This is a genomic window from Aliiglaciecola sp. M165 (assembly GCF_007197995.1).
Taxonomy (GTDB): Bacteria; Pseudomonadota; Gammaproteobacteria; order Enterobacterales; family Alteromonadaceae; genus Aliiglaciecola.
In genome coordinates this window covers 190,271-205,535 of sequence record NZ_VKKH01000006.1, presented here as the reverse complement: position 1 = coordinate 205,535, position 15,265 = coordinate 190,271, and the positions used below count along the sequence as shown (strand labels likewise).

Genomic DNA, 15,265 nt, shown 5'->3' with positions numbered 1-15,265 from the left:
TACGCGCCGGGATGACGTTGATAATTTGTGGTTTTCGTATTCGAAAATTCGAAACGACAAACTAAATCGTAACGTTTGCGGCTTGCGGTCCTTTTTGGCCTTGCTCAATTTCGAAGGATACTTGCTGCCCTTCGTTTAGAGTTTTGTAACCATCGATTGCGATCGCACGAAAGTGAACAAACACATCTGCTCCGCCGCCATCAGGAGTAATAAAGCCAAAGCCTTTTTCTGGGTTGAACCATTTAACAGTTCCAGTAGTTTTAGACATAGTGATTCCTATATTTTAAAAATTTCAGCGCATGCACGCTGGTTAAGCTGTGTAGAACGAAATTACGACGCATGTGACTAACTGAAACTTTCCAAAACGAACTGGTCAAACAGAAGTATAGATATTCCAATGTACATGTATTTGTTGTGTAGTGTTACGTCCGTGACACATTGCAAAAATAAGGTTAGCAGATAAAAACGCCAAGTGTATAAAATTTATCACTTTTTTTGCATTTTGGTGTTCACAATGCCTGTCTCATCCGAGTTCTTTTTCGCTGATTCATGCGACAATAGACTTGGTATTAAAGCCAGAGGCGCCAAAAAGATATGCAATTGTTTTGACGGTGCATTAATCACGCACTAGCCCAAGAACGGTTATTTATGAACAACAAACTTTTTACCTACGGCACCTTGCAGTTTGAGCAAGTGCAACTTGACACATTCGGTCGTACATTATCAACGCAACCACAGCGGTTGATCGGCTATCGGTTGGATCAGGTCGAGATAACCGATCCTGAAGTGCTTGCCAGCAGCGGAGAGCGCTTTCATCCGATCATTACCCGCACAGACAACAGTGAAGACAAGGTCGATGGCGCAATTGTTCTCATAAATGATGAAGAGCTTGCCAATGCAGATCGCTATGAAGTGGATGACTACAAACGCGTTCAAGCAAAAACAGAAGACGGACAAGCAGTTTGGGTTTATGTCAGCGCAGTGTCATCTTAGTTTTGCGATGCCACTTAATTTTCAATTTTTATTAGGGATTAATACACATATGCTTTCCTCAACAAAAGTGACCTTACCTGTCATTATAATATTTTTGATGCTTCTTGGCGCTTGCCAAGCCAGTTCAGGTGGCAAAGGTAGCGCTGCTAATAAGGCAAAAGATGCTACGCCGACGATAAACCTCGAAGTTTCCTCGGCAAAGGTTGATAGCGCAGCCCATTTTTTGACCAAAGATCTCATTGTCAGTCAAAAGAACATGGCAGCCCCTTACTTGTTCGTCTCTGCAAAAGCCTCTATTGATGAAAAAGGACAAGGGGAACTGTTGATTCCTTTAGTCGCTATCGATACTCCAGCATGGTTGTCCGTCAAACATCCTCATTTGACTCAATTTTTTACCTATCAGGTCGACCTTCCCGACTCTCAGCTTAAAAACCTGTTAAAACAGCAAATGGCACTAGTGGATGTTGTTGATCCGCAAAAACGTAGAAAATCAGCGTCACATATCTCTTATGTGCAGACAGCAAAAGTGTTAGACCAGCTATACACTCAGGGTGCAAACGATGCGGACGAATATCAACATTACGGCGCGCTGATAAACTCAAGCGCAACGCAATTTTCAATCTGGGCGCCCACTGCTACTCGCGTTGAAATCAAACTCTATGACTCCAATAAACAGCCCATTGAAGGAGGTCAGGTTTCATTAACAGAAGACAAAAACACTGGGATTTGGCGTGGTCTTTCGGTTAGAGCCCCACAAGGCACTTATTATCGATATCAAATGAGTGTTTACCATCCTCAAACTTTGCAGAACGAAAAAGTATGGGTTACCGACCCGTATTCCTTGAGTCTATCCACCAACAGTTTGTATTCTCAGGTCGTTGATTTATCGCATCAAAGTACCAAACCAAAAGGCTGGGATGAACAAATGGTTGCGACCCTAGATTCGCCTGAACAACTTATTTTGTATGAAACACACATTCGTGATTTCAGCGCCTCTGACAAAACCTTGTCAGATCCCTCCCAAGCTGGCAAATACGCGGCGTTTAGCCAAGCGCACAGCGATTCCATTAATCACCTAAAAGCCCTTCGCGAAGCTGGGTTAAATACTGTGCATCTGCTGCCGACCTACGACATCACTACGGTCGATGAGTTGCCAGCGAATCTGATTAAATTGACTGACAGCATCGCGAGCATTTGCCAGCGCTACAGTCAGTTATCTTTGTGTACCGCTGGGCACGACGCAAGCCAGTCACTTGAGAACGTATTATCTAGTTTCGAACCAAGCACTGCTAAAGCACAAGCGGTGATTGAACAGATACGCGCACTTGACCCCTACAACTGGGGCTACGACCCCTATCACTACACGGTGCCAGAAGGGAGCTATGCATTAAACCCTGAAGGGTTAAGCAGATTGGTTGAATTCAGACAAATGGTACTGCGCTTACACCAATTGGGCTTCAGAGTCATAATGGATGTTGTGTACAACCATACTTTCGCTGCGGGTCTACACCCAAAATCCGTGTTGGACAAAGTGGTGCCTGGCTACTATCACAGGTTAAACCCCGTCACAGGAGCAATCGAACAATCCACCTGTTGTGACAACACTGCCAGTGAACACCGCATGATGGCTAAACTCATGCTTGATTCCCTGATTGTTTGGTCAAGAGATTACAAGATTGACGGTTTCCGCTTTGATTTGATGGGGCATCAACCCAAAGATCTCATGCTAGAAGCTCGTGCTGAAGTGCAAAAAGTCGATCCCGATACGTATTTTTATGGAGAAGGTTGGAATTTTGGCGAAGTGGCAAACAATGCACAGTTTGTGCAGGCCACTCAGAGCGAATTAGCCGGCACGGAAATCGGCACTTTCACTGACCGTTTGCGTGATGCCATACGAGGGGGTTCATCTTTTGTTTCTGGTAATGATATTCGCGTTGGTCAGGGGCTAGGTAACGGCCTAGTTACAGCACCCAACGAATTGCACAACGCGCAGAACCGTGAGCAAATGATGCAGGAATATCTATTGTCCCTGGACCAAGCCAGAATTGGCTTAGCAGGTAATTTAGCCATCTTCCCAATTGAAAATGCCCAAGGCGAAAACGTATTTGGCAGAGACATTGATTACGGTGGCGCACCAACAGGTTACGCCCTAGACCCAGCAGACACGGTTAACTATGTCTCTAAACACGATAACCAAACACTTTGGGACAACAACCAGTACCGCATCGCCAGCGAACTCAGCACAGGTCAGCGTGTACGCATGCAAATCTTATCCTTGGCCTACCCGATGCTGGCACAAGGGATCCCTTTTATTCACATGGGAAGCGAATTATTACGTTCCAAGTCTTTCCTGCGAGACAGCTATGATTTTGGCGACTGGTTTAATAAAGTCGACTTTTCTAAACAGTCCAACAATTACAATGTTGGTTTGCCGCCTGCGGACAAAGACCAGGCCAATTGGGACGTAATCGGCAAAATTCTCAGTCAAAACGAAGGGCGTGACAACGTCAACGCTCAACATATCGAATTTGCATTCGAGCGCTTTAGGGAACTACTAGCAATCAGAAGCTCAACACCGTTATTTAGCTTGCAAACCGCCGATCAAATTATTCGTCGGACAAAATTTTTAAATACCGGTCCGGAACAGACTTTGGGCTTAATCGTCATGAGCATAGACGACCCTTATTCAAGGGATTTGGACCCCAATATTGAACAAATGATTGTCATTTTTAACAACAATATTGAAACTCAGACGTTCGATTTTAGCGATGCTGGAAAATTTACTTTGCATCCTGTTTTAAAACGTAGTCAAGATCCACATATGAAAAATGTTGTGACATCTACCAACAGTTTTACTGTCCCGGGGCTAACCGTAGCCGTTTTTGTCAGATAACCCGTTAGGAGCCTATATGCTTGTTCAACTAACCCCTCTCCAGTGCCGGATCATTGGTGTGTTGCTTGAAAAAGAAATCACCACACCGGACCAATATCCGCTGTCTCTGAATGGACTAACCCTTGGCTGTAACCAAAAGAGTAACCGTGAGCCGGTGATGAATTTGAGCGAGAGTGACGTGCAAGCTGGCTTGGATGAGCTCAAGGCGCAAAAACAAATCAATGAACACACAGGTTTCGGTAGTCGTGTAGTGAAGTATCAACACCGCTTTTGCAATACCGAATTTGGCGACCTAAAGCTCACACGCCAGCAATTAGCTATTGTCTGTGTATTATTCTTGCGTGGACCACAAACGCCCGGAGAGCTGCGAACTCGCACCAACCGTTTGGCTGAATTTGACAATGTCGAAGAGGTGGAACAGGTTCTGAATTACATGCAGGATTTGAACGCAGAATGTCTGGTCACAAAACTACCAAGGGAGCCGGGAAAAAGAGAATCACGCTATATGCACCTGTTTTCAGGCGAACCTGATCTATGTGCACCATCAGACGATATGCCTGCGGCAAATGAAACTCAGGGGAATGCCCCGTCAAATCATTTGTCGTTGAACCAGCGAGTCGAGGCACTCGAGTCTGAGCTTAGCGAACTGAAGCAAGCCTTTAGCGAGTTAAAACATCAGTTAGGTGAGTAAAGCGCAATTAAGGGCGATTTTATCGCCCTTTTACAACAAGTTTATTATTTTCCCGCACCACATTATTGTCGATATCAACACTTTCTATACGTAATTGAAAATGCTGCTTCATTAGATCTGCCAGCGCGGATTGCTCGTGCTCAGTTAGCGCCTGAAACGCTTCCTGCACTCTTTGAAACTTCCATTGATGGAACGTAAGAATTGCCCGTTGCTCCGACACATCACCGATTCGGTATGTGTGTTGCCCTATAGTTCTGGGCACTTCACGTTCCTGCGGGTGGCTTGAAATCCATAGTTGTGTCTTCTCGACCGTGCTTATCAGCACTGGCCAGAACTCACTGAAGATCCGCTGCAACAATCGGATCAGGGTCTCAGGCAATTCATCAACATTGAGCCACTGGCCAATGTCATCGGGCGGATTGTTCATTCGCTCCACCCACTTTGCCACATTGGGCGCTTTTTGCTTCATCAACTTGCCAGGGGCTGGATCCCGATATAAATGCGCATATAAAGGGCCTATCAGACCAAAATCTCCGGCACAAGGACGGCCACCGAGTAAATAATCGTGTTCAGAGAAATGTGCGTCCAACTCTTTTAGAACATGATTCTCATACCAGTTTTCAATTGCTGGGATTGTTTTTGTGGTGATCCCTAACATCGGTACAAAACCTTTAAATTTCGCTCCAATTTTCTTACCGACAAATCGTCGGACGAATGCCGGCATGTTGGGCGTGACCACCCGCCCAAATTCCTCGTAAATAAACGGGAAATTGTCGTGATTCCACCGATAGTGCATTGCCGGGATAAGAAGCCACTCGTCACCCCAGATTTGTAATACTTCCGAGATCAGATTCAAAAGTGCCGAGTCAGGCGTAATGGTTCGTTCAGGATGTCGGTCTTCCAATGTTTCCATGATCACCGTAGTGTCTTGGATGAACTCATTGTTCGGCGTTTCGACAACAGGAATAAAGCGCACCCCAGTATTAGGTACAATAATGTTCTTATAAACTTTTATGGACGAGAACACTTCTTCATAAGGCAACTGCTTAAATTTGAGGTACGCTCGCGCTTTTCCGGTATACAAGGAAAGCGGTGCACCATAAAGTTTGTAGTTTTCTGACATCTCAGTTCCTTGTTACAATTTGGCAGTCTGATTAAGAAAATCAACTAGTGCGGCCAACATCTCATCATGCAAAGGATTTGCCTCGGGTATCTGGCAAGGTTCGGTGCCCTCAACTTGCGTGGCATCATAAGCCATCTCCACAATTTGCGATTCACTGACAACTAAATCGGCGTGACAAACGCCAAATTGCTTATCGATAAAGAAGGGGACATTCAAGCCTTTGTTCACTTCCATCAGGTCTTTAACACCTCGAATTGGAGTGGTGACATCCGCTTCAGAATGCGCACTGAAAATCGGTATATTAATGCCATTGTTTTGTTGCAATTTTTCCCTCACGTCAAAAATTACATCGATTAACATAAATGCTGAATGACGCGCCACACTGGGATATTTATAGGGATTGGGGCCTTGGGTTTCATATTGCCAATCTAACAATTTGGCGAGGGATTTAATTCCCCAATACCCTGCCATGTTTTCAACGGATTCATCCAGCGCTAATGCGCCAGAAAACAACATTAGCCCTTTAATTGGTTGAGAAGACTTTAAAATGTGCTGAGTTGCCAGTGCCCCCCCAGTTGAAAAACCTCCAACATACACATCTTTACTGTTGGCGTGCGCAAAAGCCATTACTTGGTCAACATGCTCAGCCCAACGCAGTGCCAGTTTGTTGTCGTCCATATCGTCATCGGCGTCGAGTTTGCCGTGTCCTGGTAATAACGCAACTATAACCGTATGACCCATTTCATGTATGGTTGGAGCAATATGAGAAAAGAAAAACGGCGAGTCACTTAAGCCATGAAACAGCACAACTGTAGTATCGGTTGGCGCTCCATGATGCAACACAAAGGGTGCGTTTCCATCGTTTTTCAGCGCACTGGAACAAACGCGAAAGGTATTGCTCTTTTCCGCTTCGCAAGCCTGTACGCTGCCAAGCTCGGTCTCATAAAAACCACTAAATGTCGATAACCAGGCCGAATTTTGACTTTGGGTTTGCTGAGCATTCGCGGTGACAACAGCCATGCTTGCTGCCAAGCCAATAATAACGGGTAATAAACTGGGGAATTTCATAATGTATCCTTATCGCTTAATAAATTCACTATAAACAGCCTTTTGTTGCTTGGCTATGATTTTGTTAAGCAATTGTTTCAAATAGCTATTTTCAATTTGGTAGATTTTTGGAATACTACACCAATGTAATTCATGCAGAGTAAAAAATAATGGGCAGTAAACAAAACGGCTTCACGTTAATAGAGCTGATCATCGTAATCGTTATTCTTGGGATATTGGCAGTCGTTGCGGCCCCCAGGTTCATTGACTTATCAGACGATGCACGCACTTCAGTTTTTGTTGCTACTGGGTCTGCGTTTCAAGAAGGGGTTAACCAAGTCCACCTAGCTTGGCTCATTCGCGGCAATGGCGCTGCGGTTTTGAACTTTTTACCTATTAGCGATCCAGAAGTCGGTGGTGCACTGTCGGTCAATGCCGCAGGCTACCCTGCGGACACAAGAGGAACTAGTCTAACGCTGAATAGCGAAAACGATTGTTTAGACGTGTGGCGAGCAGTGCTTGACAATGCAAGCTCTGACGTGGGTAGCGAGGCAACGGCTCAATTTGATGCCACCTACAATGATCCCGGAGCCTGCACCTATACACTCAAAGCAGACACGACCAAAACCATTACTTACGATTCCAATACCGGAGCCGTAACTATCAATCAATAGTTTTTAGTTTATACATGACAAGGGCTAAGTGACTGCATAATGGCTTAACAAGCACAAAAAAGGGGCGTTAATGCCCCTTTCGTTTGTCTGACAGTTATTTTATTGGTCGTTAAAATATGCCTCTAAATCATCACTTCCACCAATATGTTTGCCGCCAATAAACACTTGGGGCACAGTTTCACGGCCAGTGACAGCCTTCAGTGATGTTAATGTTGCGCCGTCGCCCATGACAATCTCTTCATAGCCATAGCCCTTTTCAGACAACAATTTTTTAGCTTTCGCACAGAACGGGCATCCTGGCTTTGTAAACAATGATACAGGTGCTGGTTTGACGGCATCTGGTGCAATGTAATTTAGCATGGTGTCGGCATCAGACACTTCAAACGGGTCGCCTGGTAAGTCGGGTTCGATAAACATTTTGTCTACGACTCCGTCTTTTACAAGCATAGAGTAACGCCAGCTACGCTTACCAAAACCTAAGTCATTTTTGTCAACCAACAGCCCCATACCATCTGTAAACTCTCCGTTCCCATCTGGGATGAGAGTAACATTGTCGCTTTCTTGGTCAGCGGCCCATGCATTCATCACAAAAGTATCGTTTACGGAAAGGCAAACGATGTCGTCTACACCATGTTGCTTGAAAGTACTCGCTAACTCATTGTAGCGAGGTAGATGTGTTGACGAACACGTTGGTGTAAAAGCGCCTGGTAAAGAGAAAACCACGACAGTTTTACCTGCAAACAGATCATCAGTAGTCACATCAACCCACTCGTCGTTCTGGCGAGTTCTGAAGGTTACTGAAGGAATTTTCTGACCTTCTTTATTTTCAAAGTTTGGGTTTGCTTGTGTCATTTGTATCTCCTAGAAAAAGGTTAATCGGAATTTCTTTTTGATGCAGAGAAGTATAGGGTTACAGAAAAATTTAATACAGCGATTAAAATAAATCGCCTCAATCGATATTTTAGATTAGAAAGCGTTTCAATGAATAAACTTTGATTGACGCTTTGAAAAGAGTATTCGTTTAGTAGTGTAAAGCATGTTTTAAGTCGTTGTGAATGAAATCGATCGATAAAACACAAACTTTAGGAATTTCCGTCGGGATCCGACTGTTATTACTGAATTAGTAGCGATATAAACATCAGTTATAGTCGACAAGAATAGTCAATTTCCAGTGATTTCAATGAATTAAACAGATGCAACAAGGCAAAATTGGCTTAAAGTGAAAAAAAGTTACACTTTCTCCTTGCAATTTTTCCTCATACTGGCAAATTTCCCCTGTGGAAAAGGATAAATATCATCATTTTCATTAAGAAATGAAATGTTATTTCAATAATACTCCCTTTGTCATAGCGATAATCTCATCAACCGAAAAAGCGAGAATAAATTATATGTGTGGAATATTCGGCATTCTGGATATCAAGACTGATGTGTCAGAACTTAGGAAGCAGGCATTAGAGCTTTCCAAACTATTACGCCATCGCGGCCCTGATTGGTCAGGAGTTTGGAATAATAATAATGCTATCTTAAGTCACGAGCGCTTAGCGATCGTTGACGTAGATACTGGTGCGCAACCCCTAGTCAGCCGAAATAATAATCAAGTTCTTGCTGTGAATGGTGAAATCTACAATCACAAAGCGCTAGAGCAAGCATTGGCGACACCATATGACTTTAGAACCAAGTCAGATTGCGAAATTATATTGCCTTTATATCAACAAAAAGGCCTGGATTTTATCGATGAGTTACAAGGCATGTTCGCATTCATATTGTATGACGAGGAACAAGATGCCTATTTAATTGCACGCGACCATATCGGTATCATTCCGCTCTACACAGGCTTTGATGAGCACGGTAACTTCTATGTTGCGTCTGAGATGAAAGCGTTAGTTCCTGTGTGTAAAACTGTGCAAGAATTCCCGCCAGGACACTATTTGTGGAGCAAGACTGGCGAGCTGAAAAAATATTATAAACGTGATTGGATGGACTACGCTCAAGTTGAAAAAAATGAGACCAATTTGAACGACTTGAAAGCTGCATTAGAAAAGTCTGTGAAGTCTCACCTGATGTCTGATGTTCCATATGCAGTGCTGTTGTCCGGTGGGTTAGATTCCTCGCTCGTTTCAGCCATTGCTGCAAAATATGTTGCCAAGCGAATTGAAGACGAAGACAGATCTGAAGCTTGGTGGCCACGATTGCATTCCTTTGCTGTAGGTCTTGAAGGGGCACCCGATTTAGCTGCTGCACAAAAAGTTGCAGACATGATAGGCACCGTCCATCACGAGATCCATTTCACCATTCAAGAGGGAATCGACGCAATTCGTGACGTGATTTACTACCTTGAAACCTACGACACAACAACAATTCGTGCGGCTACTCCCATGTATTTAATGAGCCGTAAAATCAAAGCCATGGGAATTAAAATGGTGTTGTCTGGTGAAGGGGCTGACGAGATTTTTGGCGGTTATTTATATTTCCACAAAGCACCTAACGCCCGTGAATTCCACGAAGAAACCGTGCGCAAACTAGAACGTTTACATATGTTTGATTGCGCACGAGCCAACAAAGCCACGTCTGCATGGGGCGTCGAAGCCCGGGTGCCCTTTTTGGATAAAGAATTCATGGACGTAGCAATGCGCCTTAATCCTCAGGACAAAATGTGCCTGGACGGTAAAATGGAAAAGTGGGTATTACGCAAAGCATTTGATAACGGTGAATATTTGCCTGCCGAAGTCTTGTGGCGTCAAAAAGAACAATTTGGTGACGGTGTAGGCTACTCTTGGATTGACTCCATCAAAGATCATGTTAATGAGCAAATCACTGACCAACAATTATCGACCGCTGAGTTTCGCTTCCCTATGAATACACCTGATACCAAGGAAGGGTATTTCTACCGGACGATATTCGAAGAATATTTCCCTCAGGAAAGCGCAGCCAAATGCGTTCCAGGCGGCAAGTCTATCGCTTGTAGCACCGTTGAAGCCCTTGAGTGGGACGAGAGTTTTAAAAACATGGCCGACCCTTCTGGGCGCTCTGTGATTAGTGTGCACGGCAAAGGTTAAACGAAAGCGGCGTGTTGATGATCCAGCGTTATCCCAAAGAGATCTCCGACAAGAGCGCTCGGAGATGACGTAGTTTGTTGTATTTGGAAGTGACGTGGCTTGTTGTATTCGAAAGTGACGCGTGGTGTTGTATTCGGAAGTGACGTAAGTTGTTGTACGCGGAGGCGACGTCTATAAAAAACGTCTTCCCCGTGGTCTCTTCTGGCACGCACGCAGTGGGGGATCTCTCGAATACCCTACTCTAATACCATAGCTCTGCGCGTTCTATGGGTGTTCTCTCAGGTAATAAAGGATTATTAATTTCATAAAAAAATCGACTATCCATATTTGCGCGTTCGAGTGATTGAGCAAAATGTTCGTTGAAAAGTTCGTCGAATTGTCCATTCTCTATGGCTTTTTCTAACCCGACTTCAAGTAATCTTGCTAATGTTTTATTGTTACGATTAACAAATAAGTACATCGCTGTAGGATATTTGATCCCCAAGCTGGGCTCCACAACTAAGGATTCGTCTAAATCTTCACTGTCGAGTTCACCCCAAACTTCAACCAAAGAGCGAGGGAAAAAATCACCTTGCCCCTGGGTTAGCATTGAAAACAAAGAGGTGTACGATTTTGAGGTAAACACATCAAAGCCGTTCGACTGGAGAATCTTGGTATCGGGCCATTCTGCGCCTTGAATGGGTTTGTGTTGAATTAGACCTTGTAAGTTTTTAATTCGACTAAATTCGGATACTTTGTCCTTTTTAACCAGGAAAACGCGCCATCCAATAAGTCCTTTGTAGATGGGAATTCGAATAGGTAGAAGATTCACTTCGCGATCTTTGTCGGTCATACTCCACACAACATTAACGCCGCGATTCTCGCCCAATTGTTTAAGCGCTTTCACTTGGCCCAACACAGCGTCTGAAGGAGTTAATCGATAATTTACACCGGTTTGTTCAAGTGCTAACGCAATGAGCTCGACCGGATAATCCGTGCGCTGATCGTTTTCAGTTAACGGCCTTGGATAGGTTATTGTCCAAGTAGCGCTCCAAGCAGAGAAACCCAAACTAAACAATAACAACCCAAGCATACCTTTAATCATTTCTTTTCCTGCGCTTGTTTCATTAAATCACTGATAATATTTTGCTCGTCATCTAAAACAGATATGAGAATTTTTAGCGTGTCGCCATTTTCAACTTGCATTGTATAAGAACAATAGCAGCTGAATAACGCTTGGTCTGCACCATCACAAAATACCCACCTAACTTTGACAAAGCGCACCGAATCAGACAGCCGCATCGATTGCATTATTTTAGGAATATGTTTGACTACGCCCCCCTGCTTTAAGCTGGACATAAGCAACTGGTGGACCTTGTCAATATCCTGTAGAGAATGGCAAATAGTTTTTGTTTCATCGGAGACAAACACCATTGGCTTCATCGAAAAACTGGTTAGTCTTTGCACATCAGCGTTATCCATCGCTTCACTGTATTGCGCAAAAAACTGCTCAAGTGTATCTACCATAGAAATTCCTTACTTACTCAATACCAATAAATTTATGAGTTTGCAGCGACAAACGCCAATTTTTTGCGATACAGGTTTTAACTGCTAAGTCGGTTGCACGTTTTTGTTGACTGATCGGTTGTAGATAAATCAAAGGCTTAGCGTCTTTCGGTACCCACTCTAACAATTTTTCTAACTCTGTAACATGCTTTTCCATGGCAACCGGGTGTTTGATTTCATTGGCTCTCTCAACGGCATCTTGGCGGACTTCCAAGCCCCCTTTCATGTCAATCTTTGGAGAAAGGGTTACCCATGTATTTGGGCTGACTAAAATTTCAAAGGTTCCACTGGTCTCAACAGAAACCGAATAACCATACTGCTCCAGTGCATCACACATGGGTCTTAAGTCATACATACACGGCTCACCGCCTGTTAGAATCACATTTTTCGCGGTATAGCCATGCTGTTTAAACAAAGTCAGCAACTGATCAACAGAGTGACCAAACCACCGCTCTGATTCACTCTGCTCAGCCATCACTTCTTCGGCTGAGGTTTTTAAATCCTCTTTTATTTCCCATGTATGTTTGGTATCACACCATGGGCAGCCAACGGGACATCCTTGCAGACGCACAAAAATTGACGGAACACCGGTTAGCGCACCTTCTCCTTGAATAGATTCGAACACTTCGTTTATTTTGTATTCAATCGAACTTTGCAACTAGACTTCTCACTTACTTAATCGAAATATTAATAGCGTATCGTTTAACGACGCTGCATAATTTGCGGCTTTAGCGCCTTTCAAAGGCAAAACTCTGACAGATTATAGAGAAGCGAGACAAATGTCACAAAAGGTGGTGGTAATTTTTTCAGGCGGTATGGACTCTTTTACCGTACTCAATAAGGTAGTTCGTGAACACAATGACGTTTATGCCTTGTCTTTTAACTATGGACAACGACATAGCAAAGAACTCGATTATGCGGCAAAAGTATGTAATGAGTTGGGTGTCCATCACAAAATTATCGACATTTCAGCCATTAACGAATTGATCGGCGGGTCGTCTTTAACCGCCGATATCGATGTCCCAGAAGGACATTATGAACAAGAAAGCATGAAACAAACGGTTGTTCCAAACCGTAATATGATCTTGCTTTCGATGGCTGTGGGTTATGCCGTATCGTTGCAAGCGAACAAGGTATATTACGGCGCGCACTCTGGTGATCACGCCATCTACCCAGATTGCCGACCGGAATTTGTGCACAGGATGAATGACGTGTGCGCCATTGCGAACTATGAAGCGGTGGAAATCGCCTGTCCCTATTTAAACGTATCCAAAATTGATATTTTAACGGATGGGTTAATAATGGGCCTGGATTACGGCAAAACCTGGACCTGCTACAACGGCAGAGAAAAAGCGTGCGGAAAGTGTGGCGCTTGCCAGGAACGACTCGAAGCATTTGAACACAACGGCGTCACAGACCCGTTATCCTACGAAGAATAAGAGAAGCATTTGATGAAACAAAAGATTGTGCTTGCCACGGGGAATCAGGGCAAGGTGAGAGAATTCTCACGGTTGCTTGAAAACTTTCCTTACGAAGTGTTACCCCAAAGCGAACTCGATGTACCAGAAGCAGAAGAGATTGGCACGACCTTCGTCGAAAACGCAATCATCAAGGCTCGAAATGCGGCACAAAAAACTGGCTTGCCAGCGATTGCGGATGATTCAGGGTTAGCGGTTGATGCCCTCGACGGCGCACCAGGGGTCTATTCGTCACGATACGCCGGCCCACATGCTTCCGACAGCGACAATGTCGATAAACTATTGCACGCCCTGAAAGATGTGGATGAAGCGAATCGAACTGCGCGTTTTTTATGTGTCATTGTATTTATGCGCAGTGCTCAAGATCCTACTCCGATAATTTGCCAGGGCGAGTGGCATGGCCATATTAGCAGTGTCCGACGAGGTGAAGATGGATTTGGTTATGACCCGGTATTTTGGGTGTCATCACAAAACCAAACGGCTGCCCAATTAATTCCAGATGTTAAAAACCGGCTAAGTCATCGCGGCAAAGCAATGAAAATTCTATTGGAAAAACTCTCTGACAAATTAGGGCTGATAGATTGATCACCCCTGCCCTGTCGCTGTATATCCATATTCCCTGGTGTGTTCAAAAGTGCCCTTACTGTGATTTTAATTCACATGGCTTAAAAGAAACGATCCCTGAAAAAGAGTATGTTTCTCATTTATTGGCCGATTTGGCCACCGATGCTCAGAAAATCGGAAATAGACAGGTCAAGACCATTTTCATTGGCGGCGGAACACCTAGTTTATTGAGTGCCGACGCACTGAACGCTTTGTTATCGGGAGTCAAAGAACGGGTAAACTTGGATGCTAGTGCCGAAATCACGCTTGAGGCTAATCCTGGCACTGTTGAAAGTCACAAGTTTGCACAGTTCAGTGAGGTGGGTGTTAACCGCATTTCAATTGGCGTGCAAAGTTTTCAGCAGCAAAAACTGGAGTCATTAGGCCGGATCCACGATGGTCAACAAGCAATGAAAGCGGCTGGCTTCGCCCAGAATGCAAAGCTAAATAGTTTTAACGTAGATTTGATGCATGGGTTACCCAATCAATCCATCGAGGATGCCTTGTCTGATCTGGATGTGGCGATTTCCCAAGCGCCTCCTCATCTGTCTTGGTATCAGTTAACGATTGAGCCCAACACACAATTCCATTCAAAGCCGCCTCGCCTGCCAGATGATGACGTCTTGTGGGACATCCAGGAGCAAGGGCAACTACGACTAAAGCAAGCAGGTTATGAGCAATATGAGATAAGTGCCTACAGCCAACCAGGACAACAATGTCAGCATAATTTGAACTACTGGCGATTTGGTGATTATTTAGGAATAGGCTGTGGCGCTCACGGTAAAATCACCGACACGCAAACAGGAAAAATCACTCGAACAGAGAAAGTGAAACATCCCAGAGGCTATATGGATTTGACAAAACCTTATCTTTATCGCAACTGGACGGTGACAGAAGAGGATTTACCTTTTGAATTTTTTATGAACCGATTGCGGCTGCTTGAACCTTGCCCTAAAGCAGACTTTGAATTACTCACAGGCATTGCGCTACCTTCGCAAACACAAATGAATCTGCAAAAAGCGCTTCAAAAAGGATTGATAGTGGAGAGTCAGGACAGTTGGCAACTCACGCCGACCGGCCTTCGTTATCTAAACACTTTATTAGAAACCTTGGTGTAAGGGTGTTATCTAAGCGGTAGTTTGGCGGCAATATTGTGACAACA

At 44.2% G+C, this 15,265-nt stretch carries 15 protein-coding genes; 8 read left to right on the top strand and 7 right to left on the bottom strand.

Annotated features, from left to right (window positions below; translation table 11 throughout):
* Nucleotides 1-61 precede the first annotated feature (61 nt).
* The gene (locus FM019_RS12785) at nt 62-268 is read right to left on the bottom strand and encodes a cold-shock protein (protein WP_143836331.1); all 207 of its coding nucleotides are present in this window, start codon (nt 266-268) and stop codon (nt 62-64) included.
* Nucleotides 269-648: 380 nt separating this feature from the next.
* Between FM019_RS12785 and FM019_RS12780 the strand changes: the two genes are divergently transcribed.
* Genes FM019_RS12780 through FM019_RS12770 form a run of 3 tightly spaced genes read left to right on the top strand, consistent with a single transcriptional unit; the run spans nt 649 to nt 4,577 of the window.
* Nucleotides 649-993 carry a gamma-glutamylcyclotransferase family protein gene (locus tag FM019_RS12780; RefSeq protein WP_143836330.1) on the top strand — a complete coding sequence of 115 codons (345 nt, stop codon included), beginning with the start codon at nt 649-651 and terminating at the stop codon, nt 991-993.
* Nucleotides 994-1,042: 49 nt separating this feature from the next.
* Nucleotides 1,043-3,886, top strand: coding sequence for a pullulanase-type alpha-1,6-glucosidase (gene pulA / locus FM019_RS12775; RefSeq protein WP_185969281.1), 2,844 nt, complete (start codon nt 1,043-1,045; stop codon nt 3,884-3,886).
* A 16-nt stretch (nt 3,887-3,902) separates the two neighbouring features.
* On the top strand, nt 3,903-4,577 hold the full coding sequence (locus FM019_RS12770) for a YceH family protein (protein ID WP_143836328.1): 675 nt from the start codon (nt 3,903-3,905) through the stop codon (nt 4,575-4,577).
* A gap of 19 nt (nt 4,578-4,596) precedes the next feature.
* Here the strand turns inward: FM019_RS12770 and FM019_RS12765 are convergent, their stop codons facing one another.
* Nucleotides 4,597-5,700, bottom strand: coding sequence for a glutathione S-transferase family protein (locus FM019_RS12765; RefSeq protein ID WP_143836327.1), 1,104 nt, complete (start codon nt 5,698-5,700; stop codon nt 4,597-4,599).
* 12 nt (nt 5,701-5,712) lie between these two features.
* Entirely contained in the window at nt 5,713-6,768 is a 1,056-nt protein-coding gene (locus tag FM019_RS12760; protein ID WP_143836326.1) for an alpha/beta hydrolase, read from the bottom strand.
* A 149-nt stretch (nt 6,769-6,917) separates the two neighbouring features.
* On the opposite strand from FM019_RS12760, the gene FM019_RS21090 reads away from it, so the two are divergent.
* A complete protein-coding gene (locus tag FM019_RS21090) occupies nt 6,918-7,421 on the top strand; it encodes a prepilin-type N-terminal cleavage/methylation domain-containing protein (RefSeq protein WP_143836325.1) in 504 nt (167 codons plus the stop codon).
* 99 nt (nt 7,422-7,520) lie between these two features.
* Here the strand turns inward: FM019_RS21090 and FM019_RS12750 are convergent, their stop codons facing one another.
* A complete protein-coding gene (locus tag FM019_RS12750; protein ID WP_143836324.1) occupies nt 7,521-8,273 on the bottom strand; it encodes a glutathione peroxidase in 753 nt (250 codons plus the stop codon).
* Between the two features lie 536 nt (nt 8,274-8,809).
* On the opposite strand from FM019_RS12750, the gene asnB reads away from it, so the two are divergent.
* A complete protein-coding gene (gene asnB / locus FM019_RS12745) occupies nt 8,810-10,477 on the top strand; it encodes an asparagine synthase B (RefSeq protein WP_143836323.1) in 1,668 nt (555 codons plus the stop codon).
* A gap of 241 nt (nt 10,478-10,718) precedes the next feature.
* Here the strand turns inward: asnB and FM019_RS12740 are convergent, their stop codons facing one another.
* The 3 genes from FM019_RS12740 to queE are packed head-to-tail and all read right to left on the bottom strand — an operon-like array spanning nt 10,719 to nt 12,680.
* On the bottom strand, nt 10,719-11,561 hold the full coding sequence (locus FM019_RS12740) for an amino acid ABC transporter substrate-binding protein (RefSeq protein ID WP_185969280.1): 843 nt from the start codon (nt 11,559-11,561) through the stop codon (nt 10,719-10,721).
* The gene (locus FM019_RS12735; RefSeq protein ID WP_143836322.1) at nt 11,558-11,983 is read right to left on the bottom strand and encodes a hypothetical protein; all 426 of its coding nucleotides are present in this window, start codon (nt 11,981-11,983) and stop codon (nt 11,558-11,560) included. The genes FM019_RS12740 and FM019_RS12735 overlap by 4 nt, the downstream gene beginning before the upstream one ends.
* A 13-nt stretch (nt 11,984-11,996) precedes the next feature.
* Nucleotides 11,997-12,680 (bottom strand): 7-carboxy-7-deazaguanine synthase QueE, encoded by a 684-nt coding sequence (queE, locus tag FM019_RS12730; protein WP_143836321.1) that lies wholly within the window; start codon nt 12,678-12,680, stop codon nt 11,997-11,999.
* Nucleotides 12,681-12,774: 94 nt separating this feature from the next.
* Here queE and queC point away from each other — a divergent pair, with 94 nt between their 5' ends.
* The 3 genes from queC to hemW are packed head-to-tail and all read left to right on the top strand — an operon-like array spanning nt 12,775 to nt 15,221.
* Complete coding sequence (gene queC, locus FM019_RS12725) at nt 12,775-13,461, top strand: 7-cyano-7-deazaguanine synthase QueC (protein WP_260681632.1); 687 nt, start codon at nt 12,775-12,777, stop codon at nt 13,459-13,461.
* A gap of 12 nt (nt 13,462-13,473) precedes the next feature.
* Entirely contained in the window at nt 13,474-14,085 is a 612-nt protein-coding gene (locus FM019_RS12720; RefSeq protein ID WP_143836319.1) for an XTP/dITP diphosphatase, read from the top strand.
* The gene (gene hemW / locus FM019_RS12715) at nt 14,082-15,221 is read left to right on the top strand and encodes a radical SAM family heme chaperone HemW (protein WP_143836318.1); all 1,140 of its coding nucleotides are present in this window, start codon (nt 14,082-14,084) and stop codon (nt 15,219-15,221) included. Before FM019_RS12720 ends, hemW begins: the two co-directional genes overlap by 4 nt.
* Nucleotides 15,222-15,265: the final 44 nt, after the last annotated feature.